25 protein-coding genes and 1 tRNA gene are annotated in these 26,642 nt (G+C 56.0%); 17 read left to right on the forward strand and 9 right to left on the reverse strand.

The window, feature by feature from the left end:
- Positions 1-30: 30 nt before the first annotated feature.
- Together BM320_RS11530 and BM320_RS11535 are read right to left on the reverse strand one after the other, a co-directional pair.
- On the reverse strand, positions 31-459 hold the full coding sequence (locus BM320_RS11530) for a DUF1801 domain-containing protein (RefSeq protein WP_090200058.1): 429 nt from the start codon (positions 457-459) through the stop codon (positions 31-33).
- An 18-nt stretch (positions 460-477) separates the two neighbouring features.
- Positions 478-2,145, reverse strand: coding sequence for an NAD+ synthase (locus tag BM320_RS11535; RefSeq protein ID WP_090200060.1), 1,668 nt, complete (start codon positions 2,143-2,145; stop codon positions 478-480).
- Positions 2,146-2,299: 154 nt separating this feature from the next.
- Here BM320_RS11535 and BM320_RS11540 point away from each other — a divergent pair, with 154 nt between their 5' ends.
- The 9 genes from BM320_RS11540 to BM320_RS11580 all read left to right on the forward strand — a co-directional run bounded on the left by BM320_RS11540 (position 2,300) and on the right by BM320_RS11580 (position 13,050).
- A complete protein-coding gene (locus tag BM320_RS11540; RefSeq protein WP_242651005.1) occupies positions 2,300-3,706 on the forward strand; it encodes an MORN repeat-containing protein in 1,407 nt (468 codons plus the stop codon).
- An 84-nt stretch (positions 3,707-3,790) separates the two neighbouring features.
- On the forward strand, positions 3,791-4,207 hold the full coding sequence (locus tag BM320_RS11545; protein WP_090200065.1) for a VOC family protein: 417 nt from the start codon (positions 3,791-3,793) through the stop codon (positions 4,205-4,207).
- 393 nt (positions 4,208-4,600) lie between these two features.
- Entirely contained in the window at positions 4,601-6,160 is a 1,560-nt protein-coding gene (locus BM320_RS11550) for a 2-isopropylmalate synthase (protein ID WP_090200067.1), read from the forward strand.
- Between the two features lie 315 nt (positions 6,161-6,475).
- Positions 6,476-7,513, forward strand: a complete 1,038-nt coding sequence (locus BM320_RS11555) for a rod shape-determining protein (RefSeq protein WP_090200617.1) — start codon at positions 6,476-6,478, stop codon at positions 7,511-7,513.
- Positions 7,514-7,535: 22 nt separating this feature from the next.
- A complete protein-coding gene (gene mreC / locus BM320_RS11560; RefSeq protein ID WP_090200068.1) occupies positions 7,536-8,465 on the forward strand; it encodes a rod shape-determining protein MreC in 930 nt (309 codons plus the stop codon).
- A complete protein-coding gene (locus BM320_RS11565; RefSeq protein ID WP_090200070.1) occupies positions 8,458-9,045 on the forward strand; it encodes a hypothetical protein in 588 nt (195 codons plus the stop codon). Before mreC ends, BM320_RS11565 begins: the two co-directional genes overlap by 8 nt.
- Positions 9,042-10,982 carry a penicillin-binding protein 2 gene (gene mrdA / locus BM320_RS11570; protein WP_090200072.1) on the forward strand — a complete coding sequence of 647 codons (1,941 nt, stop codon included), beginning with the start codon at positions 9,042-9,044 and terminating at the stop codon, positions 10,980-10,982. Before BM320_RS11565 ends, mrdA begins: the two co-directional genes overlap by 4 nt.
- Positions 10,979-12,118 carry a rod shape-determining protein RodA gene (rodA, locus tag BM320_RS11575; protein WP_090200074.1) on the forward strand — a complete coding sequence of 380 codons (1,140 nt, stop codon included), beginning with the start codon at positions 10,979-10,981 and terminating at the stop codon, positions 12,116-12,118. Before mrdA ends, rodA begins: the two co-directional genes overlap by 4 nt.
- On the forward strand, positions 12,118-13,050 hold the full coding sequence (locus tag BM320_RS11580; RefSeq protein WP_090200076.1) for a 2-hydroxyacid dehydrogenase: 933 nt from the start codon (positions 12,118-12,120) through the stop codon (positions 13,048-13,050). Before rodA ends, BM320_RS11580 begins: the two co-directional genes overlap by 1 nt.
- 51 nt (positions 13,051-13,101) lie before the next feature.
- Here BM320_RS11580 and BM320_RS11585 read toward each other — a convergent pair whose 3' ends face one another.
- Both BM320_RS11585 and BM320_RS11590 read right to left on the reverse strand, forming a co-directional pair.
- Positions 13,102-13,878 (reverse strand): SseB family protein, encoded by a 777-nt coding sequence (locus BM320_RS11585; RefSeq protein WP_090200077.1) that lies wholly within the window; start codon positions 13,876-13,878, stop codon positions 13,102-13,104.
- Positions 13,865-14,455, reverse strand: coding sequence for a uracil-DNA glycosylase family protein (locus tag BM320_RS11590; RefSeq protein WP_090200619.1), 591 nt, complete (start codon positions 14,453-14,455; stop codon positions 13,865-13,867). Before BM320_RS11590 ends, BM320_RS11585 begins: the two co-directional genes overlap by 14 nt.
- A gap of 99 nt (positions 14,456-14,554) precedes the next feature.
- Here BM320_RS11590 and BM320_RS11595 point away from each other — a divergent pair, with 99 nt between their 5' ends.
- The 6 genes from BM320_RS11595 (at position 14,555) to BM320_RS11620 (ending at position 20,464) form a co-directional block, all read left to right on the forward strand.
- Positions 14,555-15,838 (forward strand): Na+/H+ antiporter NhaA, encoded by a 1,284-nt coding sequence (locus BM320_RS11595; protein WP_090200079.1) that lies wholly within the window; start codon positions 14,555-14,557, stop codon positions 15,836-15,838.
- A gap of 130 nt (positions 15,839-15,968) precedes the next feature.
- The gene (locus BM320_RS11600) at positions 15,969-16,616 is read left to right on the forward strand and encodes an ABC transporter ATP-binding protein (protein WP_090200081.1); all 648 of its coding nucleotides are present in this window, start codon (positions 15,969-15,971) and stop codon (positions 16,614-16,616) included.
- A complete protein-coding gene (locus BM320_RS11605; RefSeq protein ID WP_090200083.1) occupies positions 16,606-18,153 on the forward strand; it encodes a KpsE/RkpR family capsule polysaccharide export protein in 1,548 nt (515 codons plus the stop codon). The genes BM320_RS11600 and BM320_RS11605 overlap by 11 nt, the downstream gene beginning before the upstream one ends.
- Positions 18,153-18,986 carry a 3-deoxy-8-phosphooctulonate synthase gene (gene kdsA, locus BM320_RS11610; protein WP_090200085.1) on the forward strand — a complete coding sequence of 278 codons (834 nt, stop codon included), beginning with the start codon at positions 18,153-18,155 and terminating at the stop codon, positions 18,984-18,986. Before BM320_RS11605 ends, kdsA begins: the two co-directional genes overlap by 1 nt.
- A 66-nt stretch (positions 18,987-19,052) precedes the next feature.
- Positions 19,053-20,327 carry a mechanosensitive ion channel domain-containing protein gene (locus BM320_RS11615; protein ID WP_090200621.1) on the forward strand — a complete coding sequence of 425 codons (1,275 nt, stop codon included), beginning with the start codon at positions 19,053-19,055 and terminating at the stop codon, positions 20,325-20,327.
- A gap of 62 nt (positions 20,328-20,389) precedes the next feature.
- Positions 20,390-20,464: transfer RNA gene (locus BM320_RS11620), tRNA-Gln, on the forward strand.
- Between the two features lie 73 nt (positions 20,465-20,537).
- On the opposite strand, the gene BM320_RS11625 is transcribed toward BM320_RS11620, so the two are convergent.
- Both BM320_RS11625 and rlmF read right to left on the reverse strand, forming a co-directional pair.
- Positions 20,538-20,717 (reverse strand): hypothetical protein, encoded by a 180-nt coding sequence (locus BM320_RS11625; protein ID WP_090200087.1) that lies wholly within the window; start codon positions 20,715-20,717, stop codon positions 20,538-20,540.
- Between the two features lie 279 nt (positions 20,718-20,996).
- Positions 20,997-21,923: a 23S rRNA (adenine(1618)-N(6))-methyltransferase RlmF gene (gene rlmF / locus BM320_RS11635; RefSeq protein WP_207496877.1), complete on the reverse strand. Its 927-nt coding sequence runs from the start codon at positions 21,921-21,923 to the stop codon at positions 20,997-20,999.
- 588 nt (positions 21,924-22,511) lie between these two features.
- Between rlmF and BM320_RS11645 the strand changes: the two genes are divergently transcribed.
- Positions 22,512-23,078, forward strand: coding sequence for a hypothetical protein (locus BM320_RS11645; RefSeq protein ID WP_131802389.1), 567 nt, complete (start codon positions 22,512-22,514; stop codon positions 23,076-23,078).
- Positions 23,079-23,191: 113 nt separating this feature from the next.
- Here the strand turns inward: BM320_RS11645 and BM320_RS11650 are convergent, their stop codons facing one another.
- Both BM320_RS11650 and BM320_RS11655 read right to left on the reverse strand, forming a co-directional pair.
- A complete protein-coding gene (locus BM320_RS11650; protein ID WP_090200096.1) occupies positions 23,192-24,073 on the reverse strand; it encodes an AbaSI family restriction endonuclease in 882 nt (293 codons plus the stop codon).
- A 378-nt stretch (positions 24,074-24,451) separates the two neighbouring features.
- Positions 24,452-25,548 (reverse strand): IS3 family transposase gene (locus BM320_RS11655; RefSeq protein ID WP_090200097.1). Its coding sequence is split into 2 segments (ribosomal slippage): positions 24,452-25,299 and positions 25,299-25,548, totalling 1,098 coding nucleotides; the frame shifts between segments, so codons are not numbered across the junction.
- 80 nt (positions 25,549-25,628) lie between these two features.
- On the opposite strand from BM320_RS11655, the gene BM320_RS11660 reads away from it, so the two are divergent.
- Positions 25,629-25,883: a hypothetical protein gene (locus BM320_RS11660; protein WP_090200099.1), complete on the forward strand. Its 255-nt coding sequence runs from the start codon at positions 25,629-25,631 to the stop codon at positions 25,881-25,883.
- Positions 25,884-26,311: 428 nt separating this feature from the next.
- Here BM320_RS11660 and BM320_RS16305 read toward each other — a convergent pair whose 3' ends face one another.
- Positions 26,312-26,626 carry a hypothetical protein gene (locus BM320_RS16305; protein WP_131802391.1) on the reverse strand — a complete coding sequence of 105 codons (315 nt, stop codon included), beginning with the start codon at positions 26,624-26,626 and terminating at the stop codon, positions 26,312-26,314.
- Between the last annotated feature and the right edge of the window lie 16 nt (positions 26,627-26,642).

A 26,642-nucleotide genomic window follows, 5' to 3' on the forward strand; every position in this document is an offset into this window, starting at 1 on the left:
GCCCATGCAACAGGCCGGATGTCCAGTTTGCTAAGACGGCCGGACCTGATAGCGCGCGCCCAGATCATCAAGCCCTGCGCGGATGATTTCTGCCACAACATCCAGATCAACATCATCCAGCTTGTTGATATACAGACAGGACTTGCCCAGCTTGTGTTTGCCCAGCCGCGCCAGAATATCGCCGAAATCCGCATAGCCCGGCATGATATACAGCACCATATTCGCCTTGCGCGGGCTAAACCCCGTGGCCAGAAAATCACCTTCGCGGCCGCTTTCATATTTATAGTGGTACTGACCATAGCCAACAATTGCAGGCCCCCAAAGCCGCGGCTGCCAGCCTGTTATTTCTTGGAATAGCGCATTCAGAACGGTTGCATCATCGCGCCTGCGTTGGGGTTCAACGCTGGCGATAAATTCCGTGACACTTTGAACGGTCGGTTGGGTTTTGTTTTCAGCCATGCCCGCAGTTTACCGCAACTAGGCCCCGCTGTCATCGCGCCAGCGGTTGACGATCGGATAGCGCCGATCAAGCCAGAACGCGCGGTGCGACAGCCGCGGGCCGGGGGCCGACTGGAACCGCTTGTATTCGCTGATGTAGATCAGGTGTTCGACCCGTTTGACGGTATCGCGGTCATAGCCTGCGGCGACACAATCGGCGACCGATGCCTCTTCATCGACCAGCATCGTCAGGATGCCGTCCAGAATGTCATAGGGCGGCAGGCTGTCTTCGTCTTTTTGATCGGGGCGCAATTCGGCTGACGGCGGTTTGTCGATGATCGCCACTGGTATCACCTCACCGGCGGGGCCTTGCATCCAGTCGCGGTGGTTGGCGTTGCGCCAGCGGCAGGTTTCGAACACGCGGGTTTTATACATGTCCTTGATCGGGTTATAGCCGCCCGCCATATCGCCATAGATCGTGGCATAGCCCACGGCGACTTCGGATTTATTGCCGGTGGTCAGCAGCATTTCACCGAATTTGTTAGACTGCGCCATCAACAGCAGCCCGCGAATACGCGACTGGATGTTTTCTTCGGTCAGATCGGCGGGCAGATCGCCGAACAGGGGCGCAAGCGCTTCGGTCACGGCCGCACGCGTGCCTGCGATATTCACGATATCGTATTTCACGCCCAGTGCATCCGCCGCTGCCGCCGCGTCATCAAGCGATGCTTGCGACGTATATTCAGAAGGCAACATCACGCAGCGCACATTTTCAGGTCCCAAGGCATCGGTCGCAATCGCGGCGACAATCGCGCTATCGATTCCCCCTGACAGGCCCAAAAGCACCTTTCCAAAGCCAGTTTTGCGCATGTAATCGCGCAAACCCACAACCATCACGTTATAATCTTGTTCAATATCGTCGGGGACCGGCGCAAGTTCGCCGGGGATGGCCTCCCATCCGGCGTCGGTTTCCTGGAAATCGACATGCGTGATTGCCGACTTCAGAATCGGCATCTGCACCGCCAGTTGCCCGCCGCGGTTCAACACGAATGATCCGCCGTCAAACACCTGATCATCCTGCCCGCCGACCATGTTCAGATAGACAAGCGGCACATTATTTTCGACAACCCGCGCGACCATGGTGTTCATACGCACGGGGAACTTGTTGCGAAAATAGGGGGAGCCATTCGGCACGATCAGAATTTGCGCACCGGATTCGACCATCGCTTCGGCAACATCGGGATACCAAGCGTCTTCGCAAATGGGGCTGCCGATCCGCGGCCCGTTGTTGACCGTGTAAGGGCCTGAAATAGCGTCGCTTTTGAACAGGCGCACTTCGTCAAAAACGTTGAAATTAGGCAAGAAATGCTTTTTCATCCGCGCAACGATCTTGCCGCCGCGCAGGATAAAATAGCAATTGTATAGACGGCCATCGTCGACTTGCGGGCCCCCGATTGCCAAGGCAGGACCATCCGCGCAATCCGCCGCCAGCGCCATGACATGCGCCATAGCATCGGCGACAAACGCAGGCTTTTGGACCAGATCCTGTGTCTGGTATCCGGTGATGAACATCTCGGGCAAGGCGACCATATCGGCACCCGCATCGCGGGCCGTACGCCACGCCATGCGCGCAAGATCGGCATTGCCCGATAAATCACCAACGGCGGAATTTAGCTGGGCCATCGTAAGGCGGAACATTTTTGTCATAGTTTTGTCCTATTTCACCGCAATGCATGTACCAGAATGACGCGTATTGAAAAGGCGGCTGCAAAACAATGTTGGGATCAGGCATCCTTAACCGTTGTCAGACTGCAGTGCCTTTCATAAGCTGCGGTGTGATTAATACGATCGGAGGACTGGAATGACGATGCTTGGATTACCAAAGACAATGGCGGTGGCCCTTCTTACAGTTGGGTTGGCGGCTGGCGCGCAAGCACAGACGGTCCAAACAAAACAGTACGATGATGGCGGCGTTTACGAAGGTGAATTTGTCGATGGAAAACAGCACGGAATCGGCACTTACACGCTGCCGACCGGCTATGAATACACCGGCGAATGGGTCGACGGCGAAATTCGCGGCCAAGGTGTTGCGCGCTTTGCCAACGGATCTGTCTACGAAGGATCCTTTGTTGCGGGCAAACCCGAAGGGATCGGGCGAATCACTTTTGCTGATGGCGGCACCTTTGAAGGCGACTGGGTCGACGGCAACATCACAGGCCGTGGCGTGTCACATTACGCCAACGGGCTGACCTACGAAGGTGAATTCCGCAACGCGATGTATCACGGCACCGGCACCATGACGAGCGAAACAGGCTATGTCTATTCCGGTCAATGGGTCAACGGCATCAAAGAAGGCGAAGGCACAATCACCTATCCCGACGGGGCGGTTTACACTGGCAACCTGACCGCTGGCGAACGCGACGGGATCGGCACGATGACAATGGCCGATGGCGTGATCTATAGCGGGGAATGGGTCGATGGCCAGATTCAGGGACGCGGCACGCTGACCCAGACCAACGGTGATGTCTACGAAGCAACCTTTGTCGCCAGCAAGCGCGAAGGCGAAGGCACCGTCACCTATGCCAATGGCGATGTCTACACGGGTATGTTTGCCAATGACAAACGCCACGGCACCGGCACGCTGCAAGGCGCCGACGGATATGTCTATGTCGGCAATTGGGTCGAAGGCCGGATTGAAGGTGAAGGCGAAGCCACCTACCCCGACGGGTCGGTTTACGTGGGGACATTTGTTGATGACCTCGCGCATGGCACTGGCACGATGACCTATCCTGACGGGTCGACCTATGCGGGCGACTGGGACAACGGCGTGATCAGTGGATCGGGCGTTGCGACCTTTGCGAACGGTCTTGTCTATGAAGGCGAATTCCTGAACGCGAAAAACCACGGCACAGGCACGATGACCTATACCGACGGTTATACCTACGAAGGCCAATGGGCCGAAGGTCAGCGCAACGGCATGGGCCGCGCGTCCTATGCGGATGGCACTGTTTATATTGGTGAATTCGCAAATAACCAGCGTCACGGCAAAGGCGAGATCACCCTGCCCGACGGGTTCAACTATGTTGGCGATTGGGTCGAAGGCACGATCAACGGCCAAGGTCTGGCAACCTATGCCAATGGCGATGTCTACGAGGGCGCATTTGTCCGCGGCCGCCGCGAAGGCGAAGGCAAGATGACATTTGCCACCGGTCAGGAAAGCATCGGTATCTGGTCGGATGGTGCTTTGGTTTCCGAAACAACCGAATAACCCCCGACAAAACCCAAACAGGCGCCCGCATTCACCCAGCATTGCGGGCGTTTTTGTTTCCTCGCACGAAAAGGAAACCCCGCGATGATTGCCTATGTCACTGTTGGCGCCGATGATATCGGACGGGCAAAACGCTTCTACACGGCTTTTCTTCCGGCGCTTGGGTATACGCTATCCGAAGCGGCCGACGGGCTCAGCTTTGCCTTGCCCGTTTCGGCGGGACAAAAACCGGTCTTTGCGGATTTCTACGTGAAACCCACCTATGACGGCAAACCCGCCTCTGCCGGCAATGGGGCGATGGTTGCGTTTGATGCGCGCAGCCAAAGCCGCGTGCGCGACCTGCACGCCGCCGCAATTGCCGCAGGCGGCACGGACGAAGGGCAGCCCGGTTTTCGCGCTGCATACGGGTCGCATTTTTACGTAGGCTACCTGCGCGACCCGCAAGGCAACAAGATCGCCTTGTTTTCGGACAACCCGCAAGAGCCTGGGCGCGACGGTTAAGCACGCGCTTTGACGCCCGCAAATGCGCAATTCGGGCATTTCCGGCTTTTCAACGCAAAAAACGCGGCTATAGTCGCCTTATGGATAATGCCCGTCATATCGCAAACCCGCAGCGCCTTCCGGCGCCGTTTGCGCGTGGGCTAGACCTACTCCTAACTCGCCTCTGAGCGCGGCCTTGTTTGGCGCGCGCGCTCAGAGGAGTTGAGACCCTGCGCTAAAGCACCCCGATCAGAGTTAGGAAGAACCATGCATATCACCATTTGCACTGCAAACCGGCAAACTTGCTGCGCGCAACGCATACCAATACCCGTAAAAATGTCGTACATCGCACCCAATTCTGGCGATGCGGATCAACCCGCCGCCCCCAAAGACCATATTTGAAGGAACAATCAGATGACCAAAGACAATGTTCTGATTTTTGACACCACTTTGCGCGACGGCGAACAATCACCCGGCGCGACAATGACCCACGCAGAAAAGCTGGAGATCGCGGAGCTGCTGGATGAAATGGGCGTCGATATTATCGAGGCAGGTTTTCCGATTGCCTCGGAAGGTGATTTCAAAGCCGTGAGCGAAATCGCGCGATTGTCAAAACGCGCGACCATCTGTGGTCTGGCCCGCGCCAATTATAAAGACATCGACCGCTGTTGGGAGGCGGTGAAACACGCCAAATCCCCGCGCATCCACACATTTATCGGCACTTCGCCACTGCACCGCGCGATCCCCAACCTGACGATGGATGAAATGGCCGAACGCATCCACGACACGGTCACGCATGCGCGCAACCTTTGCGACAATGTGCAATGGTCGCCGATGGACGCAACCCGCACGGAATGGGATTACCTGTGCCGCACCGTCGAAATCGCAATCAAGGCCGGTGCCACGACGATCAATATCCCCGACACGGTGGGTTACACTGCCCCCGTTGAAAGCGCCGATTTGATCCGCAATCTGATCGCAACAGTGCCCGGCGCGGATGCTGTCGTTTTTGCGACCCATTGCCATAACGATCTGGGCATGGCGACGGCGAACTCTTTGGCGGCGGTTGCCGGCGGGGCGCGCCAGATCGAATGCACAATCAACGGGTTGGGCGAACGCGCGGGCAACACCGCGCTGGAAGAGGTGGTGATGGCGCTGAAAATCCGCGGCGATATTATGCCCTATGCCACCGGCATCGACACAACCAAGATCATGAACATTTCGCGCCGCGTAGCGGCCGTGTCCGGTTTTGCGGTGCAGTTCAACAAGGCCATCGTCGGCAAGAACGCATTTGCGCATGAAAGCGGCATCCATCAGGACGGGATGCTGAAAAACGCCGAGACATTCGAGATCATGCGCCCCGAAGATGTGGGGCTTTCCGGCACCTCGCTGCCTTTGGGCAAACATTCGGGCCGCGCGGCCTTGCGCGCCAAGCTGCGCGAGCTCGGTTTTGACGATCTGGCCGACAACCAGTTGAATGATGTCTTTGTGCGCTTCAAGGATCTGGCAGACCGTAAGAAAGAAGTCTTTGACGACGATCTTTTGGCGTTGATGCACCAGAACAGTGGCGACGAAGACCGGCTCAAACTGAAATCCTTGCGTGTCGTCTGCGGCACCCAAGGCCCGCAAACCGCTGATATGGTCATGGAGATCGACGGGGCTGACGTTAAAACATCAGCCACGGGTGACGGGCCGGTTGACGCGACTTTCAACGCGGTCAAAGCGCTGTTCCCCCACGGCGCGCGTTTGCAATTGTATCAGGTCAGCGCTGTTACCGAAGGCACCGATGCGCAGGCAACCGTCTTTGTGCGGATGGAAGAAGAAGGGCGCATCGCGACCGGTCAATCGGCAGACACAGACACGGTCGTCGCAAGCGCCAAGGCCTATATCAACGCATTGAACCGGCTTTTGGTGCGGCGTCAGGAATCCGCGCCGGGCTATGACGTCAAAGGTGTCAGCTACAAGGACCGCTAACCGGACTGGCGGCGACTCGTTCTGATTGGGCGCTCCGATGCATCGGGGCGCCCAATTGCATACATACACCCGCAGCAACGCACCGCGCACATGCCGCCAAGCGCACCACATTTTGCCCCGATATTGAAAATTCAATATATTTTTTCCATAAATGCTAAAATTTCACCAAAAATGTTCGAAAAGTGATAGCTATTGATCCCTTGATCACGTCTTGAATCAAGGGCTTCTATCCTTGTCCGCACCACCGTATAACGACACAGGATAAACGCGCAGGGACGGCGCGTGAAAAACAATCAAAATATGGAAGGCCACGAGATGGCAGGCTTTGGCGGGTTATTTTCTTCGGACATTGCGATCGATTTGGGAACGGCAAACACGCTCGTTTACGTCAAGGGCAAGGGCATTGTGCTGTCCGAACCTTCGGTCGTCGCCTACCATGTTAAGGACGGTGTCAAAAAGGTACTGGCCGTCGGTGAAGATGCAAAACTGATGCTGGGTCGCACGCCCGGCAGCATCGAGGCGATCCGCCCGATGCGCGACGGTGTTATCGCCGATTTCGATACCGCCGAAGAGATGATCAAACACTTTATCCGAAAGGTTCACCGCCGTTCGACGTTTTCAAAACCCAAGATCATCGTCTGTGTACCGCACGGGGCGACCCCTGTTGAAAAACGTGCGATCCGTCAATCCGTGCTTTCTGCCGGTGCACGCCGCGCGGGCCTGATTGCGGAACCGATTGCCGCGGCGATTGGCGCAGGCATGCCGATCACCGACCCGACCGGCAACATGGTCGTCGATATCGGCGGCGGGACTACCGAAGTTGCGGTGCTGTCATTGGGTGACATTGTTTATGCACGCTCTGTCCGCGTCGGTGGTGATCGCATGGACGAGGCGATCATCAACTATCTGCGCCGCCAGCATAACCTGCTGATCGGTGAATCCACAGCCGAGCGGATCAAGACATCTATCGGCACAGCGCGCATGCCCGACGACGGGCGCGGCCAGTCGATGCATATCCGTGGCCGCGATCTGCTGAACGGCGTCCCCAAAGAAACCGAAATCAGCCAGGCCCAGGTCGCCGAAGCGCTGGCCGAACCCGTGCAGCAAATTTGCGAGGCGGTGATGACCGCACTTGAAGCGACCCCGCCGGATCTGGCCGCGGACATCGTGGATCGCGGCGTGATGCTGACCGGTGGCGGCGCGCTGCTGGGCCAGCTTGATCTTGCGCTACGCGAACAAACCGGGCTGGCTATTTCAGTGGCGGACGAATCGCTGAACTGTGTGGCCTTGGGCACCGGCCGTGCGCTGGAGTACGAAAAACAGCTGCGCCATGTTATTGACTACGACAGCTAGAACCGACCGGGGATGATTGCCCTTGGCTAAGGACAAGAACAGCGAAGACTTTATCACCCCCCTCCGCAGATTGCTGGTGGGGGTGATTTTGCTTGTGTTGCTTGGCCTGTTTCTGGTCTGGCGCATCGACAGCCCGCGCGTAGAACGGTTTCGCGCTGCGGCGATCGACCGGTTTGTGCCGTCGTTTGAATGGGCGATGGCCCCTGTCACCGGTATCGCCCGTTTGATCAGCGATTTCCAAAGCTATCAACAGCTTGCCGATCAAAATCAGGACCTGCGCCGCGAATTGCAGCAGATGAAAGCCTGGAAAGAGGCGGCGCTACAGCTTGAACAGGAAAACGCCAAACTGCTGGATCTCAACAACGTCAGCATCGACCCGCAGCTGACCTTCGTGACCGGTGTTGTCGTCACCGACAGCGGATCGCCATTCCGGCAATCAGTGCTGGTCAATGTCGGTGCACGTGACGGAATCATCGACGGCTGGCCCACGATGGACGGGATCGGACTGGTCGGGCGCATTGCCGGTGTCGGTCAGGAAACCAGCCGCGTCATGCTGCTGACAGATACTTCCAGCCGCATTCCTGTCATCATCCAGCCATCGGGGCAAAAGGCGATTCTGGCCGGAGACAACACATTGAATCCGCCGCTGGATTTTCTTGAAGACACCGGACTGGTACGTCCGGGCGACCGCGTCGTTTCATCGTCGGACGGGGGGGTATTTCCTGCTGATCTTTTGGTCGGGCAGGTCGCGCTTGGCACCGATCAGCGGCTGCGCGTCCGCCTTGCTGCGGATTACCAGCGGCTCGAGTTTTTGCGCGTGCTGCGCGCGCGCCCGCACGAGGTTATCGAAGACCCCGGTGGATTGTTGACACCCGGGGCCGAATTCTTTGGGCCTGCGGCCCTGCCGGCAACCCTGCCGCCATTACCAGAAGACGACCTGAACGATGGCTAGCCGCACCGGCCCACAGATATGGGTGAAATGCGTCACGTTTGCGGTGATCATCCTTGTCATCATGGTTGTGCAACTGGTCCCGCAAAGCATGGAGCCGCGCATCTTGACGATCGCGGTCCCGTTTGACTGGTTTACGCCATGGCACCTGCGCATGGTTCCGCCCGATTTTTGTCTGGCGGTGATGTTGGCTTGGGTTGTGCGGCGGCCGAAATTTGCCCCCGTCTGGATCATTGCCGGCATTTTCCTGCTGGCCGACCTTGTCTTCCAGCGCCCTCCCGGACTTTGGGCGGCGATGGTTGTCTGGCTTTCCGAAGAACTGCGCAAGCGGCACCGCGAATTTCGCGCAATGCCGTTCTTGGGTGAATGGGGCAGCGTGGCACTTGCGATGTTCGCGCTGTTTGCGACCTATCGGCTGGCGCTGGCGGTCTTTGCGCTGGATGTGGCACCCTTGGGGATGGTCGTACTTCAACTGATTTTGACAATTGCGGCCTATCCATTTGTGGTTGTTTTCATGCATTATGTTTTTGGCATTTCCCGCGTGGCACCCGGTGAAACCGGCAGCAGAGGGCAACGCGTATGAAACGACCACCCAAGGATATTATCGCAAGCAGTCGCACTATCAGCAGGCGCGCCTTGGTCGTTGGTGCGTCGCAAATCGCGATTATGGCGGTGCTGGGCTGGCGCATGCGGTCGATGCAGGTCGAACATGCCGATGAATTCCGCCTGCTTGCCGAAGAAAACCGGATTAATATCCGCCTGCTGCCGCCATCGCGCGGGCTGGTGTTTGATCGCAACGGCATCGCGATTGCCGACAACGAACAAAACTACCGTGTGGTGATGGTCCGCGAGGATGCAGGCGACGTCGGAGAGGTCCTTGCCCGCCTGACCGAGATCGTCGACATCGCCCCCGATGATCTGGCGCGGGCGATGGAAGAAATGCAGCGCCGCTCGCCATTTGTGCCTGTGACCATTGCAGAACGGCTGACATGGGAAGATGTCGCCAAAATCAACCTGAACACCCCCGCCCTGCCCGGCATTTCCGCCGAAGTCGGCCAAAGCCGCGTGTACCCTTGGGGCGCGGATCTTGCGCATGTGGTTGGCTATGTCGGTCCGGTCAGCGACTACGACCTGAGCCGCATTGACGATCAGGACCCGCTGTTGCAAATCCCGAAATTCCAGATCGGCAAGACGGGCGCCGAGAACAAGCTCGAACACACGTTGCGCGGCAGCGCCGGCCACCGCCGGATCGAAGTAAATGCCGTGGGCCGCGTGATGCGCGAATTGGACCGGCAGGAAGGCGACGCAGGAAAAGACGTGCAGCTGACCATCGACAACCGTCTGCAAACCTACGCCCAGGCAAGGTTGGACGGGGAATCAGCAGGGGTTGTTGTGATCGACCTTGAAAACGGTGATCTGCGCGCGATTGCGTCTGCCCCGTCGTTTGACCCCAATCTTTTTGTGCGCGGCATCTCGGTGACCGATTGGACCGGCCTGAACGAAGACAAATATCGCCCGCTATCGGCCAAAGCGGTCCAAGGCACCTATCCGCCCGGATCGACATTCAAGATGGTAACGGCGCTGGCCGCGATGGAAGACGGCGTACTGGCTGCGGATGAAACGGTTTATTGCCCCGGCTACACGGATGTTTATGGCATCCGGTTCCACTGTTGGAAAAACGGCGGACACGGGAATATTGATCTGCATGACAGCCTGAAACAAAGTTGCGACTGCTACTACTATGAAATCGCCCAGCGCGTAGGCATCGACAAGATGGCTGCCATGGCGCGCAAGCTTGGTCTTGGTATCCGCCATGATCTGCCGCTTTCGGCGGTGGCCTCGGGATTGGCACCCGACAAGGAATGGAAATCATCCGTGCGCGGCGAAGACTGGCGGATCGGGGACACTGTCAACGCGTCGATCGGGCAAGGTTACGTGCTTGCCTCGCCGTTGCAACTGGCGGTGATGACGGCGCGCATCGCAACGGGGCATGAAATCACGCCGCGGCTCGTGCGCTTGATTGACGGGGTTGAACAGCCGTCCGGTCGCGGTGAAAGCCTCGGGTTGAACGAAAACACCCTGCGCCGTGTACGGGCGGCCATGGTGGATGTCTGCAACAATCGACGCGGCACGGCTTACGGGACGCGCATTTTGACGCAAGGCTATGAAATGGCAGGAAAAAGCGGCACCAGTCAGGTGCGCCGCATCACCGCCGAAGAACGTGCCGCAGGTGTGACCCGCAACGAAGACCTGCCGTGGGAACGCCGCGACCACGCCCTGTTTGTCAGCTATGCACCGATTGAAAACCCGCGCTATGCTGTGGCTGTCATTGTGGAACATGGCGGCGGCGGTTCAAGTGCCGCGGCCCCTATCGCGCGCGATGTCATCTTGCAGGCCCAATATGGCGGCGCGCCACCGCTGGACGCCTATCCGGCCAACCAGCGCAGCGCAATCGAACAGCAACAGCGCCGCATCGAAGCACGCATTCCGATGGGCGCAAAGGCCCAGAGCCGCGCATGAGCTATCTTGCCCATAACACCCAGCACGTGCCCACGGGCCTGCGCAAGATCTGGTACATCAACTGGCCCCTTGTCATGCTGCTTTCGGCCGTGGCGAGCGCCGGATTCCTGATGCTTTATTCCGTTGCAGGTGGATCGGTGACGCCGTGGATGGAGCCGCAGATCAAACGGTTCGGGCTTGGCATGGTGCTTATGTTTATCGTGGCCATGGTCCCGATCTGGTTTTGGCGCAACATGGCCTTTGTTGCCTATGCAGGGTCGCTAGTCCTGCTACTCGGGGTCGAATTCTTTGGCGAGGTCCGCATGGGTGCCCAGCGCTGGATTGATTTGAAATTCATGGTGTTGCAGCCGTCGGAGCTCACGAAAATTACCGTGGTGATGTTTATTGCGGCCTATTACGACTGGCTGCCGCTTGAAAAGACATCGCGCCCGCTGTGGGTGGCTTTGCCGGTGATCTTTATTCTTGTGCCGACGATGCTTGTGCTCAAACAGCCCGATCTTGGCACCGCGTTGCTGCTTTTAGTTGGTGGGGCCACTGTGATGTTTTTGGCGGGGGTGCATTGGGCCTATTTCGCGACCGTGGTCAGTGCCGGCATTGGCGGTGTAGTTGCCGTGTTCGAAAGCCGCGGCACATCGTGGCAGTTGCTAAAGGATTATCAATACCGCCGGATTGACACGTTTATTGACCCCTCCAACGATCCGCTGGGTGCGGGTTATCATATCACGCAGGCCAAGATCGCGCTGGGATCGGGCGGATGGACGGGCCGCGGGTTTATGCAAGGCACGCAGTCGCGGCTGAATTTTCTGCCCGAGAAACACACCGACTTTATCTTTACCACGTTGGCCGAAGAATTCGGTTTTGTCGGCGCCTCCACCCTACTGCTGCTTTACCTGCTGATTGTCGTGTTTTGCATTGCTTCTGCTTTGGGGAACCGCGACCGATTTGCGGCCCTTGTGACTTTGGGCATTGCGATGACGTTTTTCCTTTTCTTCGCGGTGAACATGTCGATGGTCATGGGGCTTGCGCCCGTGGTCGGCGTGCCGCTACCGCTGGTCAGCTATGGCGGTTCTGCCATGCTGGTTCTTCTGGTTGCCTTTGGACTTGTCCAAAGCGCCCATGTCCATAGGCCCCGCTAATGATCAACATCCTTTTTGCCGCCGGCGATGACGCTTGGGCGCAATACAAAGCCCCTTTGCGGCGCGCATTTGAGGCAGCCGAAGTCGCCGCCGATTTGCACCGCGATCATGCGGCTATTGATACTGATTACATCATCCTCGGGCCCGGTGGCCCTGTGTCTGATTTTACGCCCTACACCCGCTGCAAGGCAGTGTTGAACCTTTGGGCCGGCGTCGAAAAGATCATCAAGAATGAAACTTTGACCCAACCGCTGTGCCGCATGGTCGACCCGAGCCTGACAGATGCAATGGTCGAATGGGTGGTAGGCCACACGCTGCGCCACCATCTTGGCATGGATGCGCATATCCGCGGGCAGGACGGCATCTGGCGCGATGATATGTATCCGCCGATTGCGGCAGATCGTCCGGTGACGATATTGGGGATGGGCGCGCTTGGCGCGGCCTGTGGTCAAGCCCTGCATCAGTTGGGGTTTCCGGTAACCGGCTGGAGCAGATCACCCAAAAACATCCCCAATATCCGTTGTTTGCACGGCGATGAAGGGCTGAACGATGCGTTGAGCGACGCGCAAATCCTGATCCTTTTGCTGCCCCTGACGGTGCAGACTGAAAACACGATGAATGCGGCACGGCTGGCCCTGCTTGCGCAGGGGGCTTTTATCATTAACCCCGGTCGCGGCCCGCTGATTGATGATGCGGCGCTGCTGGCGGGTCTTGATGCGGGGCAGATCGCCCATGCAACGCTGGATGTGTTTCGCGTTGAACCGCTGCCGCAGGACCATGCGTTCTGGGCGCACCCGCAAATCACCGTCACGCCGCATATCGCCGCCACCACCCGCCCTGGTACCGCCGCACAGGTGATTGCGCAAAATATTTCGGGCCATGAAACCGGCGCGCCCTTGCAGCATCTTGTTGATCGCGGGCGTGGCTACTGACCCAAATCCTTACAAAGGATTTGGCCCCAGACTTTGTTCAAAGTCTGGGCGTTAGCGCAGTTTTGGCGGTTTGGCGGGGTCCATGCCGGGCGCGCCGGAGACATGGGGCTTTTCGGGTTCGGGCAGGTCAAAACGCAATCCGACTTTGGCCAGATGCGCAGCCAAAGGATCAGCGGCGCGCACGAACATCACATCCATCACCCCCGCTTCGATCCCCGAAAACGTCAGCACTTCGCTTGCCGCATTGGCCAGCGCCTGTTCCGCGCCCGGCACGGCATCGATAAAGGCAAGCACATGCCCCGTCGCCCCGCCTTCATAGGTTGCCGCCGCAAGATAGGCGGATTTTGCAAGCCCTGCGGCAATGGCAAGTTTACGGTCCAACCCCAGAACCACGGCTTCGGGCAGCCCGCCGGGCGCGTTGATCTCGGTCAGTCTTGCTTCGGTTTCGTCAGGCGCATGTGACAGGGTTTGCACCAGCCAGTCCACCGCTTCGGCGGGGATCAGCATCGCCGAGGGTGCCACCTCGAGGTTCAGCGCAAGCCCGATCCCCTGCCCTGCCAGCATCTGCGCCAGCCCCCGACCGGGAATGCCCGCATAGGGCGCGGCCCTGCCCACAAATTCCGCAAGGCGTTCTTCGCGGTCGAACACAAGCGCAAAGCGTTGGTCTTCTATTTCAAATAGTTCCGGCGCGATCTGGTCGCCTTCGGCTTCGGCACCCAAAAGCATGAACAATTCCGTATCCGCCAGATGTTCATAGAACCGCAACCGTGCGGTGTCATCTTCGGGGGCCGCTTCCATCGCCGCATGGGCCGTATCAAGATCCGTCATCAAGTACCTCTTTCACGCGGGCCTGCAACGCGGGCAGTAGCTGCGTTTCAAACCATTCGTTTTTCTTGAGCCAACCGGTATTGCGCCACGACGGATGAGGCAAGGGAAACACGCGCGGTGCATGGTCGCGCCATCGGGCAACTGTGGCGGTCACGCTGTCATGCGAATTGAGATGCCAGCGCTGCGCATACCCCCCGATCACCAGCGTCAGGGGCACATCACCGATCTGCGCCATGACCCTGTCATGCCAGGTTTGCGCACAGATAGGGGGCGGCGGCAGGTCCGACCCTGCCGCGTTGTAGCCCGGAAAGCAGAACGCCATTGGCACAATCGCAATTTTTTCGCGGTCGTAAAACCGGTCCTTACCGACCTCCAGCCACGCCCGCAGCCGGTCTCCGGATTTATCCCAGAATGGCTTGCCCGTTTCATGGACCCGCAATCCGGGCGCCTGCCCAAGGATCAAAATACGCGGGCGCTGCCCGAACCAGACGACCGGACGTGGCCGGTGCGCGGTCTTTGTCGCTGCAAACCGGTCGGCGCATAAAACACAGGCAGAGATTTCTTGTCCAAGCTTCAAAATCACACGTTCCCGACACGCGGTGGCCGTACATTTGCCGGGCGCTTGATGCCAACTCCGCTTTGCGGTAATTGCGGGCTAAGTAAACTGGGGAACAGCATGTATCGCGTTTGGAACTTTCTAACCAATTATTCACTTTTGTTGATCATCGGGGCGAGCATCGCTCTGGTCTGGGCCAATATCGATGCGACAAGCTACCACCATTTTGTCCATTTTGAAATTCTTCACGATTCATGGGTTGGTCACGCGCATTATGATGCCAACGGGGCGGTCGAATATCGCACTTTGACGCTGCATTATCTTGTCAACGACGTGCTGATGGCTTTTTTCTTTGCGATTGCCGCAAAAGAAGTCTGGGAGGCCGTAATCCTCAAGAATGGCAGCCTGCGCGGCAAAAAGGCGGCGACACCGTTGTTTGCGACGCTGGGCGGTATGATCGGCCCGATCGCAGTCTACCTCGGGCTTGCTCTTTTGCTTGGCTCCGAGACCTATGATGCCGTTGCAAATGGCTGGGCCATTCCAACCGCCACCGACATTGCGTTCAGCTACCTTGTTGGGCGCCTCGTATTCGGCGCGGGCCACCCTGCGGTCCGGTTCCTGTTGCTATTGGCGATTGCCGATGACGCGGCCGGTCTGATCATCCTTGCGATTTTCTACCCGTCGGGCGAACTGGCCCCCGAATGGCTGCTGTTGTCGTTGTTCGCGGCGATTGCTGTGTTCTACTTTTTCAACCGCCTGCCACGTCAGTTGGACCGCGGCAAGGAAATGCGCCCCAATTCCACATGGGTGCGCAACAAGCTGTCATTCTGGCCATATCTGATTGCCGCTTGCGCCAGCTGGTACGGGTTCCAACAAGCAGGCATTCACCCCGCACTTGGTCTTTTGCCAATTGTGCCAACGATCCCGCACGCTGATCGCGCATTTGGTATCTTTGCCGAGGCCGAACAGTACCTGACCGACCTTTTGAACCATATCGAACACATTCTCAAACACCCGGTCGAGGTCGTCTTGTTCTTTTTTGGTCTGCTTAACGCGGGCGTTGAATTCTCGTCGATCGGGTCACCGACGTGGCTTGTCCTTGCGGGTCTGCTGATTGGTAAACCTGTTGGCATCTTGCTGTTCGGCTGGTTTGCGGCGCGTCCGCTCGGACTTGGGCTGCCTGAAGGTATGCGCATCATCGACCTTGTTGTGATCGGCTGCGTTGCCGCGATCGGCTTTACGGTCTCGTTGTTTATCGCCGCCGTTGCATTTGATAGCGCGGTCATGCTTGGCGACGTGCCTGTTCAGGATGCGGCGAAAATGGGTGCGCTGTTCAGCTTCTTTGCGGCCGTCATTTCACTGATCGCAGGCAAGCTGACAAAGGTGCAAAAACAGCACGGCTGATGTCCGGCACAGATCGTGCTGTATTTTCCGGCCAATTTGACGATACTGCGTCAAAAGGCGTTGATCGTGACCCGGTATTAACCTTTATCGGTCACGGTCGACCCGACCCTTGGGGTGCTGTAGGAATCAGATGCTCGAATTTGCACAGGTAAGTAAATCGTTTTGGACAGGAACGCAGCGCAAGGTGATCCTTGACCGCGCTTCGTTTCGCGTCGAATTGGGGCACTCGCTGGGGATTCTGGCGCCCAATGGCACGGGCAAGACAACACTGATCAATATGATGGCCGGCCTTGAAAAGCCTGATGAAGGGCGGATCACCCGCAACTGCCGCATTTCGTTCCCCTTGGGCTTTATGGGCGGCGTGTCCAACAGCCTGTCGGCAAAAGAAAATTGTCGCTATATCGCGCGTCTCTACGGGCTGGATCCCGACTATGTCGAAGCCTATTGTCGCTGGCTTTGCGGGCTGGAAGAATATTTTGACATGCCCGTGGGTGTCTATTCTAGCGGGATGAAGTCTCGGTTTTCTTTCGCGCTGATGCTCGCACTTGATTTCGATATCTATCTTATCGACGAAGGTATGCCTGGAACTGCAGACGCCGAATTCAACCGCAAAGCGGGGGAAATTCTGCGCGAACGGCTTGAAACCACCACGATGATCATTGTGTCGCATCAGGCGGCCACATTGGAACGCTTTGTGCGCTCGGCGGCTGTTTTGAAAAACGGGCAGCTTTACGTATTTGACACTTTGGAAGAGGCAAGGGCCGTATATGAGTACTAATCCAAAGGTCAAAAGATTTCGCATCCGCCGCGGAGATGACGCCGCGCCGCAAGCGGACACACCAGCGCCAGACACAAATGCCGCGCCTGATGAAATTGACGCGCAAATTAACGCAATCAGCAACGAAGGGCTTAGCGCGCGCCAGTTGCGCATGGCGCGACGCGTTGCCCAAAAACACGGGCTGACTTTCACCTCTGAATTTGATGCAATCCGGCAATTGCGGGCCGCTGGTATTGATCCGTTCCAGCAAAAATCCGTGCTGGAACTGGTCATGCCCGATGGCCACAAAAACGCAGGGCAAGAGGGGCAAATCCAGCTGCCGCAAAAGGTAAGCGGCCGCAATACGCAGGTGGATGCGCAATCGGGGCTCAAGATGAACCCGACACATGCGGCCGAAATTCGCCAAATCCAACTGGACATCGCACGCAGGCGGCGGCGCAAGATCGTGCTTTTGTTCACACGGCTCGCGTTTTTCGTGTTCCTGCCGACATTCATGATGGGCTGGTATTTCTACACACTCGCGACCCCGATGTACGCGACAAAATCTGAAATCGTGATCCAGCAGGCGCAATCGGCTTCGGCAGCTCCGGGTGGCCTTTCGACCCTGTTTCAGGGGACATCAATGGCAACGCAACAAGACAGTATCGCCGTGCAATCCTATCTGGCCTCGCGCGAGGCGATGCTGCGGCTGGACGCCGACCACGGTTTCAAAGCGCATTACACAGATTCCCGCATTGATTCTATCCAGCGGCTGGCTGCGGATGCGACGAATGAAGAAACCTTTAAACTTTATTCCGATCATGTGCGCATCAGCTATGACCCGACCGAGGGGATCATCAAGATGGAGGTGATCGCAGCCGATCCCGAAACCAGCTTTATTTTCTCGACGGCGTTGATCGCCTATGCGGAAGAACAGGTCGATCAGCTTACAGGCCGTCTGCGCACGGATCAGATGAAGGGCGCGCTGCAATCCTATGAAGACGCCGAAATCCGCCGTGCAGAGGCGCTTGCGACATGGTTGAACTTGCAAGAAACAATGCAGCAGATTGATGCGGGCAGTGAATCCGGTGCACGGATGGGGCAGATCAACGCGCTCGAAAGCGAACGCCAGCAGCTGTCACTTGTGTTGCAGTCGCGGCTTAATGTGGAACGGCCCAGCCAGATCCAGGTGCAGGCGCTGCGCGATCAAATCGCGAATATCGACGCGCTGATCGCCGAACTACGCCAAGAGCTGACAGGCTCTGACGGGGATGGGGCATCGCTTGCGGCGCGCAACACCGAGCTGCGCGTTGCCGAAGAAAACTACAATTTCCAGACAGCAATGGTGCAACAGGCGCTGACCCAGATGGAAACCGCCCGGATCGAGGCCAACCGCCAGGTCCGCTATTTGTCCCAAAGTGTGAACCCCGTGATCCCCGATCAGGCAGCCTATCCGCGCGCATTTGAAAACACGCTGCTGTCCCTGCTGATTTTTTCGGGCATCTACCTTCTTATTTCAATCACCGTTTCTATCCTTCGCGAACAGGTAAGCTCTTGATGCATAATGTCGAAATTGGTCCGCTTAACGTCAGCAATGACGCCCCGTTGTTGCTGATTGCCGGCCCTTGCCAGCTTGAAAGCACCGACCACGCCCAGATGATCGCGGGTCACATGGCCGAAGTCTGCGCCCGCCACGGCGCGCAGTTTGTGTTCAAAGGCAGCTATGACAAAGCAAATCGCACATCGCTGAACGGCGTGCGCGGGCTGGGCATGGATGAGGGCCTGAAGGTCATGCAATCCGTCAAAGACAGCATCGGCTGTCCGGTGCTCACCGATATTCACGCGCCCGAACATTGCGCGACTGTCGCGCAAGTCTGCGACGTTATGCAGATCCCCGCGTTCTTGTGCCGCCAGACCGATCTTTTGCTTGCTGCTGGCGAAACCGGTGCGGTGATCAATGTCAAAAAAGGGCAGTTCCTTGCGCCGTGGGATATGCCCAACGTCGTGTCCAAGATCGAAAGCACCGGCAACAAACGTATCCTGCTGACCGAACGCGGGTCGTCATTTGGCTATAACACATTGGTTGCCGATATGCGGTCGCTGCCGACAATGGCGCGCAGCGGCTACCCCGTGGTCATGGACGCGACACATTCGGTGCAACAACCCGGCGGCATGGGCGGATCATCGGGCGGGCAACGCGAATTTGCGCCTGTAATGGCGCGCGCGGCGGTGTCGCTTGGTATCGCGGCGGTATTCATCGAAACCCATGAAGACCCTGACAACGCCCCCTCTGACGGCCCGAACATGATTGCGCTTGAAAACATGGATGCGCTTGTCAAAAGCCTGATGGGTTTTGACGCGCTTGCCAAGGCGGACCCGCTGCGGGTCTAAATTGGGGGTTTTCCCCCGCGCGCCATCTTCTTAGGATTGTCCAAACTCTTTCATTGGATGATTGCCATGCGTTTTCTTATTTGTCTTGTACTTGCGCTCACCTTTGCGGCCCCCGCCACCGCCCAAAGCACGGCGGGCCTGACAGCCGAATACGCACAACAAGACGCCGATATCGCCGTGCGGATGCGCGAAATTCTGACCGAGCTGGGCAATTACGACGATGTGACGGTGCAGGTCAACGACGGGGTGGTCACGCTGCGCGGCACGGCAACCTCTGTCGCGGAAGTCGGCGCGCTTGAACCGCTCGCGACAGGGATTGCAGGCGTAGTCGCGGTCAAAAACCAGGTCACCGAAACCGCCGATATCGGCCGCCGGCTGGATCCCGCGATTGAACGGTTCCGGTCGCGGATCGACCAGTTCATCGTCTTTTTCCCGCTTGCGCTGATTGCGGCCATCGTTTTTTCTATCGTCGTCTTCATCGGTTTCGCGATTGCGCGGATGCGCCAGCCTTGGGAACGGCTTGCGCCAAATCTGTTTATTGCGGAACTGTTCCGCCAGCTTTTGCGCATTGCATTTGTAATTTTCGGCATCGTGATCGCGCTGGATATCGTTAACGCCACTGCACTTTTGTCGACGATCCTGGGCGCTGCAGGGATCATCGGTCTGGCGCTTGGTTTTGCGGTGCGCGACACGGTTGAAAACTTTATCGCATCTGTCATGCTGTCGATCCGACAGCCGTTCCGGCCCAATGACACGGTTGAAATCAACGGCGACCAAGGCAAGGTCATCCGGCTGACAAGCCGCGCGACGATCCTTTTGTCGTTTGATGGCAATCACATCCGGATTCCCAATGCGACCGTGTTTAAAAGCAGAATCATCAACTTTAGCCAAAACGCCGAACGCCGGTTCAAATTTTCGGTGATGGTTGACCGCGACGCCGATCTTGGTGCAACGCGCAGCCTCGTCGCCGATACCGTTCAGGCCCTGCCCTTTACGCTTAGCGAACCTGCCGCTGACACATGGATCGAAGCGCTGCACTCTGCAGGCGTCGAATTGATTGTCACAGGCTGGGTTGATCAAAATGAAAGCTCGCTCGTGCGCGCCAAAGGCGAAGCCCTGCGTCAGGTCAAACTGGCGCTAAATGCGGCCGGCATCGCGATTCCCGATGCAACACAAGCAATCCAGATGATCAGCGACCCCGCGCCGCATAGCGCCAAAGAAAGCACAAGCGTCCAAACGGTTGCCGCCGTTAGCGACGCTGCATTGACGCGTATTGTCGACGCGGAACGCGACCTTGACAGCTCGGAAGACTTGCTGCGTCCGGAAGGTTTAAAAGAATAGCATTTTTTGTGAAAACGGGGCTTGAACCCTGCATCCCTTCGCAGTATTCACCGCTTCGCTGATGGGGTGTAGCCAAGTGGTAAGGCAACGCTTTTTGGTAGCGTGTACCGTAGGTTCGAATCCTACCACCCCAGCCAGCGTATTCTGAACATCGTTAGACGAACGCTTCATGGCAGCAGCGCACCGCAAGTGCCCCAAACGCTGCCCCAGTTACGGTGCCTTGCGCAGGATCAGCTCCCAGCCGGGTTCGCCATAGACGCCGCTCAGCGGCCCTGTGAGTGAGTAGCCAATGACGCAATCCTCAAAGACTTCATCGACTTCGAACAGATGCTCCGGCCAGTCGTCCGACGCCCGAATGACCACAATGTCGCCCTCCTGCAGGTCAATCATCTGGGCGCCTCCAGGCAGCCAGGATAGCGAGGGTGGCGAGCAGGGTGATGACAGGGTGCGAACGCCCGCCAAGCCATACGAGCGTGGCCAGCACGGCCTTGGGTGGCGGTGATGAAAGAAAGCCCGCTACTAGGGCTGATAAGATACGCATGAGTAACCCTCCTTTGATTGGTATCATTTTAGATACGGAAGGTTGCGCGGTTTTGGTGGGGGGCTGGGGGGTGTTTACGGCCCGTTGCCGACATTGAGCTGCATTGTAGAACTTCGCCAAAGGGGCCTCTATACCCAAGCTCTATTCGCAAATAAGAAACGCTGATCTTTCTTCATGTAAGTCCAAGCAACAAAACGACTTGTTTTTTGCCCCTGAGCCATTTGGACGACTTTAAAATCAGCAACCCTAGCTTTTTCTAAAATTCGGCAGAGTGGTTGGAGATTGTCTTTTTTCGAAACCAACGAGGTAAACCACAGACACTGGTCGGCGAACTCCATGCTCTGCTCAACCATGCGGGCGATAAACTTTATCTCGCCACCCGGACACCAAAGTTCAGCGTTTTGACCGCCAAAATTGAGCTTTTTTGAATGCCCTTTTCCAAGGTTCGCCCACTTGCGTTGGGTGCCTTTATTCGCTTGTTCCATGGACGAATGAAAAGGCGGGTTGCACATGGTTGCGTGAAAAGTATCGTTTGCTTCGATCACGCCTCTAAAGATATTCTCAGGTTTATTTTGTCGCCTAAGGGTGATTTTCAACTTGTTAAATTCACAAATTTGCCTTGCCGATTTCAGAGCACCCGCATCGATATCGACGCCAGTGAAGTTCCAGCCGTATTCGCTCTGGCCCGTCAGGGGGTAAACTAGGCTCGCACCGGTGCCGATGTCTAACATTTTGATTTGACGCCCACGCGGGATGTCTTGATTATTGCTGTCGGCGAGCAAGTCCGCGAGATAGTGGATGTAGTCGACACGACCGGGAATTGGTGGGCATAGATAGCCGGCAGGGATATCCCAAAAATCAATATTGTAATGCGTCTTTAATAGTGCCCGATTAAGCATACGGACAGCGCTCGCATTTTGAAAATCAATCGTTGTCTGACCGCGTGGATTGCTGATCGTGAAAGCTTCAAGTTCAGGCGTCTGCGCCACTAAACGCAAAAAGTCGTAGCCTTCTGAGTGTTGATTACGAGAGTGCAGCTGCGCTTTGGTGGACATGGTAGATGCCTTCATGAAAGTTGTTGGACTTCGCTCGCCAGACGGTTAGTTGGTTTTAGATCCTCATGTACAAATAGTAAAATTAGGAGCAAGGCAGATCCTCAGCTGACGCGATGGCCCGACCGTTCCTTCCGCGTGCAGCATCCTTCATTTTGGGCTCGAAACTGACTTTCTCTAACGCGCAGTATTGCGCTGATCCAATAGGTGCGTCCGTCAATCACGGCCCAAACCGGACATTCACGCGCCGAAGCGCTTCTGCTATGTATCGTATCAAATCAGACTTTCCTTACGCTGTCATATTTGACGCACAAAGCGCCATCGCGATGATAAAGGTTTCGTGTCATAAGCGATGGAGGACATCATGATAGAGATACAGCGTAAGCGCCGCGAACTAATTGAACTACCGATAGTGGGACAGGAATTCGTTGCCCGTCCGGGAGAGACAACGGTAGGATCAATTTTGATTCAAGAAGTACGTTTAGATTCTCGGGGAGATGAGGAGACCGTACACATATTGGGTTTTGGGTAACGTCGCCCATCGCTAAGGGACGGCTCTGGGCACAATACGTGGACGGCCAGAAGCCGTCATTGGCTCAGATCATTGTCGCTGCAGTGCAACTTCCAGTTCTAAGAAAAGGCAGAAAATTGATTAGTCCCGAAATCATCGACGTTATCGATCGCTTTCAAAACGTACTTGTTGGTGCTGTTGGATTCCTAGGCGTCATTTGGACGTTGCGAGCCAATGCAAAACACTCGAATGAAGAGTATCGGAGACATTTGGACAGTCGGCGAATGACCTTGCGGCGTATTTTGGCGGCTGAATTTCGCAACTACGCGCGCGCGCTCAAGGCCAACCTCGAAGCGAAGGGTCCAGTTGGCGATCATCTATCAGTTGGGAAAATTCATAAGCTCTTTTCGGAAGATCTGGCTGGTGAACTTGGGTTGCTAGAATTGGGTGAAGTTGACGTCGTTGTTAATGCTTTGATCAGCTTGGAGGGCATGGAACAGTATTTAGGACATATTTCGACGGGCCAAACGGACAAGAGATTTCTTATTCCAGCCGTCGCGATGGATGATTTTCGTATGATCACCTCAACCACTGCTGATGCGCTCAACTATGCGATTGAAGCCCTAGAGCATTCAGGGGAGGCGTAACGGCCCATTCCGGCCCTTCGGCTTCGGCCCCTTGCCGCATCGCAGCTTCACCAGACCGGCCATTCGTCCATCTTGCAGCATTTTCGGGCCCAGAGGTCGGCAGAGCGGACACTTCAGACGCCTGATGCTCTGTGCAGATCTGCCAAAGATATGGTCTTCACACTTTTTGAAATTCTTCGAAACCGGTGTTCGTTCCCGCTACTAAAGTCGGGAATGACCTCAAAAACGCCGACGAAGCGATATAGTGTTTGGTTCAGAGCATTTCGCGAGCGCGCCATCACAATACGCCGGTCCCAACGCTCAGAATACGTTTCTTCCGGGTTCTTGTTGATCTCTGTAATTATGCACCCGCCTTCAGACAGGGAGTTCCACCATCTTTTCTGCTCATAGAGCCTCGGAAACCAAACCATACACGCGCCGGTTAGTTCAATTTCGTCAACGACCTCAGCCGGAAGATTCCACACACCGCGTTGAAAATGACCTTTGGTGTATCCAAAACATCTCAGAGCATCTTTTTGATATCTAAAGACGGAGTGGGGGCCAATCGTAATGTAGCCTCGAGCAATATGGGCTTCAGGTTTGTATCGCCCCTCGTAGTCCCAAGCGTCAAAGTCGCTGACCTCGGATTTTCGCCGACGTATAAGATCTATGAACTCCTCAATACTGGCATTTACCTGTTCAATTGAAACGCCGCTGGTGGAGATCCTAACTTCTGTAAGCCCCGACGCCTCTGCTATATCAAAACGGCGGAGGGCATCGTTAATAAGTGCATTGTCACCGTCATGGTGAGCTTCATCAATCTCGAGGTAAAGGTCGAACTGCGGGAAAAAGATGTCCGCCAAATAGTATTTATCACCTTTTCGTATGCATTGTTGGCATACAAACTCAACTTCTGGATCATTCAGTCTGTGAAAAAGGCGGTTTATAACGTAATGCTCCCATCGCTTGCTCGAAAGCTTTGACAGCGACCTCAAGATGTAATCTGATTTACTCAATGGATCTTCTCACTCTTCTTCCCGCGTTCACACGATCTACCCTCCCGTTGCAGGATTCGAGAAGCATTATTAGTGAACGCTTAGGGCTCATTGCCGTCATTAAACCGATCGAAGCATAGTCAAAAAATGGCGTTTGTTCCACTACACGGACGGCCCAAAGGCGACTTCCAGTAAGCGTGACGAATGCTGCGATTGCGGCCCACAAAGCAGCCATACTTTTTGAACCGATTCGCTCATCAAGAACTTACGCAGTGACCTAAGAGTTGAGGAAAGCAGGGTCCGGATACGACAATACACGGTGCAAGATATTAAGACTTTGACCTGCGCCCCAAGTTCCCTCCAGCTTTTCGCGGAGTCCTTGGGTTTAATTCTGTGACCTTAGGCGGCCATCTTGTCCATCACCTTTCTCTGCAAGAATTCCATCGGCGTCAGGTTTCCTAGTGCTGAATGTGGTCTGCGCCAGTTGTAATCCTCTTTCCATTCTTCCAGCGTTTCGCGTGCATCAGCTAATGTGCCAAACAGCGTTTCATTGAGGCATTCATCACGTAGCTTGCCGTTGAAGCTTTCGATGAAGCCGTTCTGCTGAGGCTTTCCTGGCGCGATGTAGTGCCAATCAATGCCCGTATCCTGAACCCACTTCAGGATCGCCATGCTGGTGAGCTCGGTGCCGTTATCCGACACAATCGTTTTTGGCATACCACGTTCAGCGATAATGCGATCCAGTTCTCGAACAACACGATGCCCTGACAGCGATGTGTCCGCGACCAGTGCCAAGTTCTCGCGACTGTAGTCATCAACAACTGCCAGAATGCGAAAGCGGCGACCGTCTGTTAGCGCATCAGACACGAAATCCAAGCTCCAACGCTGGTTTGGTTCATCAGGTAACACCATCGGCTTCCGAGTGCCCAAAGCACGCTTTCTGCCGCCTCTGCGGCGCACCTGAAGCTTCTCTTCGGTATAAATGCGCCTCACCTTCTTGTGGTTCACCACAAAACCCTCTCGCGCGATCATCACGTGAACACGGCGGCAACCAAACCGTCGCCTTTCCCTCGAAACCCGCTTGATGGCATCGCTTAGCTCAACATCATCGCCACGGCGCGACAGATACCTCACCGATGACCGACCAACTTGAAGCACATCACACGCCCGTCGCTGGCTGACCTGATGAACGTCCATCAGATGCGCCACCGCTTTCCGCTTCCCAACGGGCGTCACCATTTTTTTGAGTTGATGTCTCGCAGCATCGCGTTGTCCAGCAACTGCTCAGCCAGCAACTTCTTCAGCTTACCGTTCTCATCCTCCAACGCACGCAGACGCTTTGCATCTGAGGGTTCCATCCCGCCATACTTCGATTTGTATTTGTAGAATGTCGCAGAACTGATCCCGTGCCGCCGACATACATCTGCGGTCTTCTCACCAGATTCCTGCTCTTTGATCATTGCGATGATCTGTTCGTCCGTAAATCGTGCCTTCATTTGTCCGTCCTTGTGTCGGGCGGACTCTACACAAAACTGGTGAAGATTCAGGGGCTCAGGTCACAGGAAAAGCGATATCTGTGCCATCACCTTCTCCGGTCGCCCCCGATATCGGACATCAGGCAACGTCGCTTAAACGTCAAATTATCCAAACAGAGATTAACGCGCTCGACGGTGGAGATATTCGCGTTGCTGCAGCAAACCTACTCTCCGATGAAGAGAAGAAGGATTTCGACCGCTTCATCAAAGAGCAAGTCATGCTCACGGCAGCCGTAAAAAACGCCATGGATAACGCAACATCAAAAGAAATGGAGCGGAAATTTTTCAGCGACTAGCAAAATCGCAATCGAGTTCTGGGGAGATATTCCGCTCTCCACGATAACTGGCGATAAGGTGAAGCACCTTATGTGGTTCATCCAGCCAAGTTACGGTTCAGTTCACTGTCATTTGCAAAAGATGCAATATGATGTTTTCTCTGGGGGTATTCTGTAACCGACTGACGCCTTTTTTCACGGGTGTCGCGGCGGGTGTAATTGAAACGGCAATTTCCCTGCGCAGGTCGGAAGATTTTCTTTCTTACACAACAATGCAGCCAGCCACACCCTTGGGCTGTGAGCAAAGCTGCATTATATAAACAAACGCGCGAAAACGCTTTACCTACAAGACTTGCTCAACACCACTACAACCACACAGTTTCACTGCTCAGATAATTCGCTGCGCCGCATCCACTTACCACCACTATCTGAGCACAATATTGCCACCATCATGCGTGATTTCCTAAAACTACGTTAAAGAAGTTTGTCCTGAGTTGCGCTTTTGAAATTGCCCATGCCCAATCGACAGAAGAGCGGGTTTCGGAGAGATTTTGGGAACCTGTCATTAACGTGATTGCAAAGTAAAAATGTGGAAGTTCTTGGGAGAAAAGTTGAATGAGTTCGAAGATTATAAGTTCCAGCATTGGAACAAGAGCGCGGGCAATAGCGACATGTGCCGCGTTGATGTAGATTGGTGTTACGCAAGCAACAAGCGCGATTGCACAAACAACACTAGAATATGACGGCAGCGGTGCTGACAGCACTCGCACGTCCAGGGGT

This window comes from Yoonia tamlensis (assembly GCF_900115105.1).
Classification (GTDB): Bacteria; Pseudomonadota; Alphaproteobacteria; order Rhodobacterales; family Rhodobacteraceae; genus Yoonia; species Yoonia tamlensis.

What these genes read in the sequence shown, in the direction of transcription:
- BM320_RS11530 (WP_090200058.1), bottom strand. Translation starts at nt 459, where the DNA reads ATGGCTGAAAACAAAACCCAACCGACCGTTCAAAGTGTCACGGAATTT.
- BM320_RS11535 (WP_090200060.1), bottom strand. Translation starts at nt 2,145, where the DNA reads ATGACAAAAATGTTCCGCCTTACGATGGCCCAGCTAAATTCCGCCGTT.
- BM320_RS11540 (WP_242651005.1), top strand. Translation starts at nt 2,300, where the DNA reads ATGACGATGCTTGGATTACCAAAGACAATGGCGGTGGCCCTTCTTACA.
- BM320_RS11545 (WP_090200065.1), top strand. Translation starts at nt 3,791, where the DNA reads ATGATTGCCTATGTCACTGTTGGCGCCGATGATATCGGACGGGCAAAA.
- BM320_RS11550 (WP_090200067.1), top strand. Translation starts at nt 4,601, where the DNA reads ATGACCAAAGACAATGTTCTGATTTTTGACACCACTTTGCGCGACGGC.
- BM320_RS11555 (WP_090200617.1), top strand. Translation starts at nt 6,476, where the DNA reads ATGGCAGGCTTTGGCGGGTTATTTTCTTCGGACATTGCGATCGATTTG.
- BM320_RS11565 (WP_090200070.1), top strand. Translation starts at nt 8,458, where the DNA reads ATGGCTAGCCGCACCGGCCCACAGATATGGGTGAAATGCGTCACGTTT.
- mrdA (WP_090200072.1), top strand. Translation starts at nt 9,042, where the DNA reads ATGAAACGACCACCCAAGGATATTATCGCAAGCAGTCGCACTATCAGC.
- rodA (WP_090200074.1), top strand. Translation starts at nt 10,979, where the DNA reads ATGAGCTATCTTGCCCATAACACCCAGCACGTGCCCACGGGCCTGCGC.
- BM320_RS11580 (WP_090200076.1), top strand. Translation starts at nt 12,118, where the DNA reads ATGATCAACATCCTTTTTGCCGCCGGCGATGACGCTTGGGCGCAATAC.
- BM320_RS11585 (WP_090200077.1), bottom strand. Translation starts at nt 13,878, where the DNA reads ATGACGGATCTTGATACGGCCCATGCGGCGATGGAAGCGGCCCCCGAA.
- BM320_RS11595 (WP_090200079.1), top strand. Translation starts at nt 14,555, where the DNA reads ATGTATCGCGTTTGGAACTTTCTAACCAATTATTCACTTTTGTTGATC.
- BM320_RS11600 (WP_090200081.1), top strand. Translation starts at nt 15,969, where the DNA reads ATGCTCGAATTTGCACAGGTAAGTAAATCGTTTTGGACAGGAACGCAG.
- BM320_RS11605 (WP_090200083.1), top strand. Translation starts at nt 16,606, where the DNA reads ATGAGTACTAATCCAAAGGTCAAAAGATTTCGCATCCGCCGCGGAGAT.
- kdsA (WP_090200085.1), top strand. Translation starts at nt 18,153, where the DNA reads ATGCATAATGTCGAAATTGGTCCGCTTAACGTCAGCAATGACGCCCCG.
- BM320_RS11615 (WP_090200621.1), top strand. Translation starts at nt 19,053, where the DNA reads ATGCGTTTTCTTATTTGTCTTGTACTTGCGCTCACCTTTGCGGCCCCC.
- BM320_RS11625 (WP_090200087.1), bottom strand. Translation starts at nt 20,717, where the DNA reads ATGATTGACCTGCAGGAGGGCGACATTGTGGTCATTCGGGCGTCGGAC.
- rlmF (WP_207496877.1), bottom strand. Translation starts at nt 21,923, where the DNA reads ATGTCCACCAAAGCGCAGCTGCACTCTCGTAATCAACACTCAGAAGGC.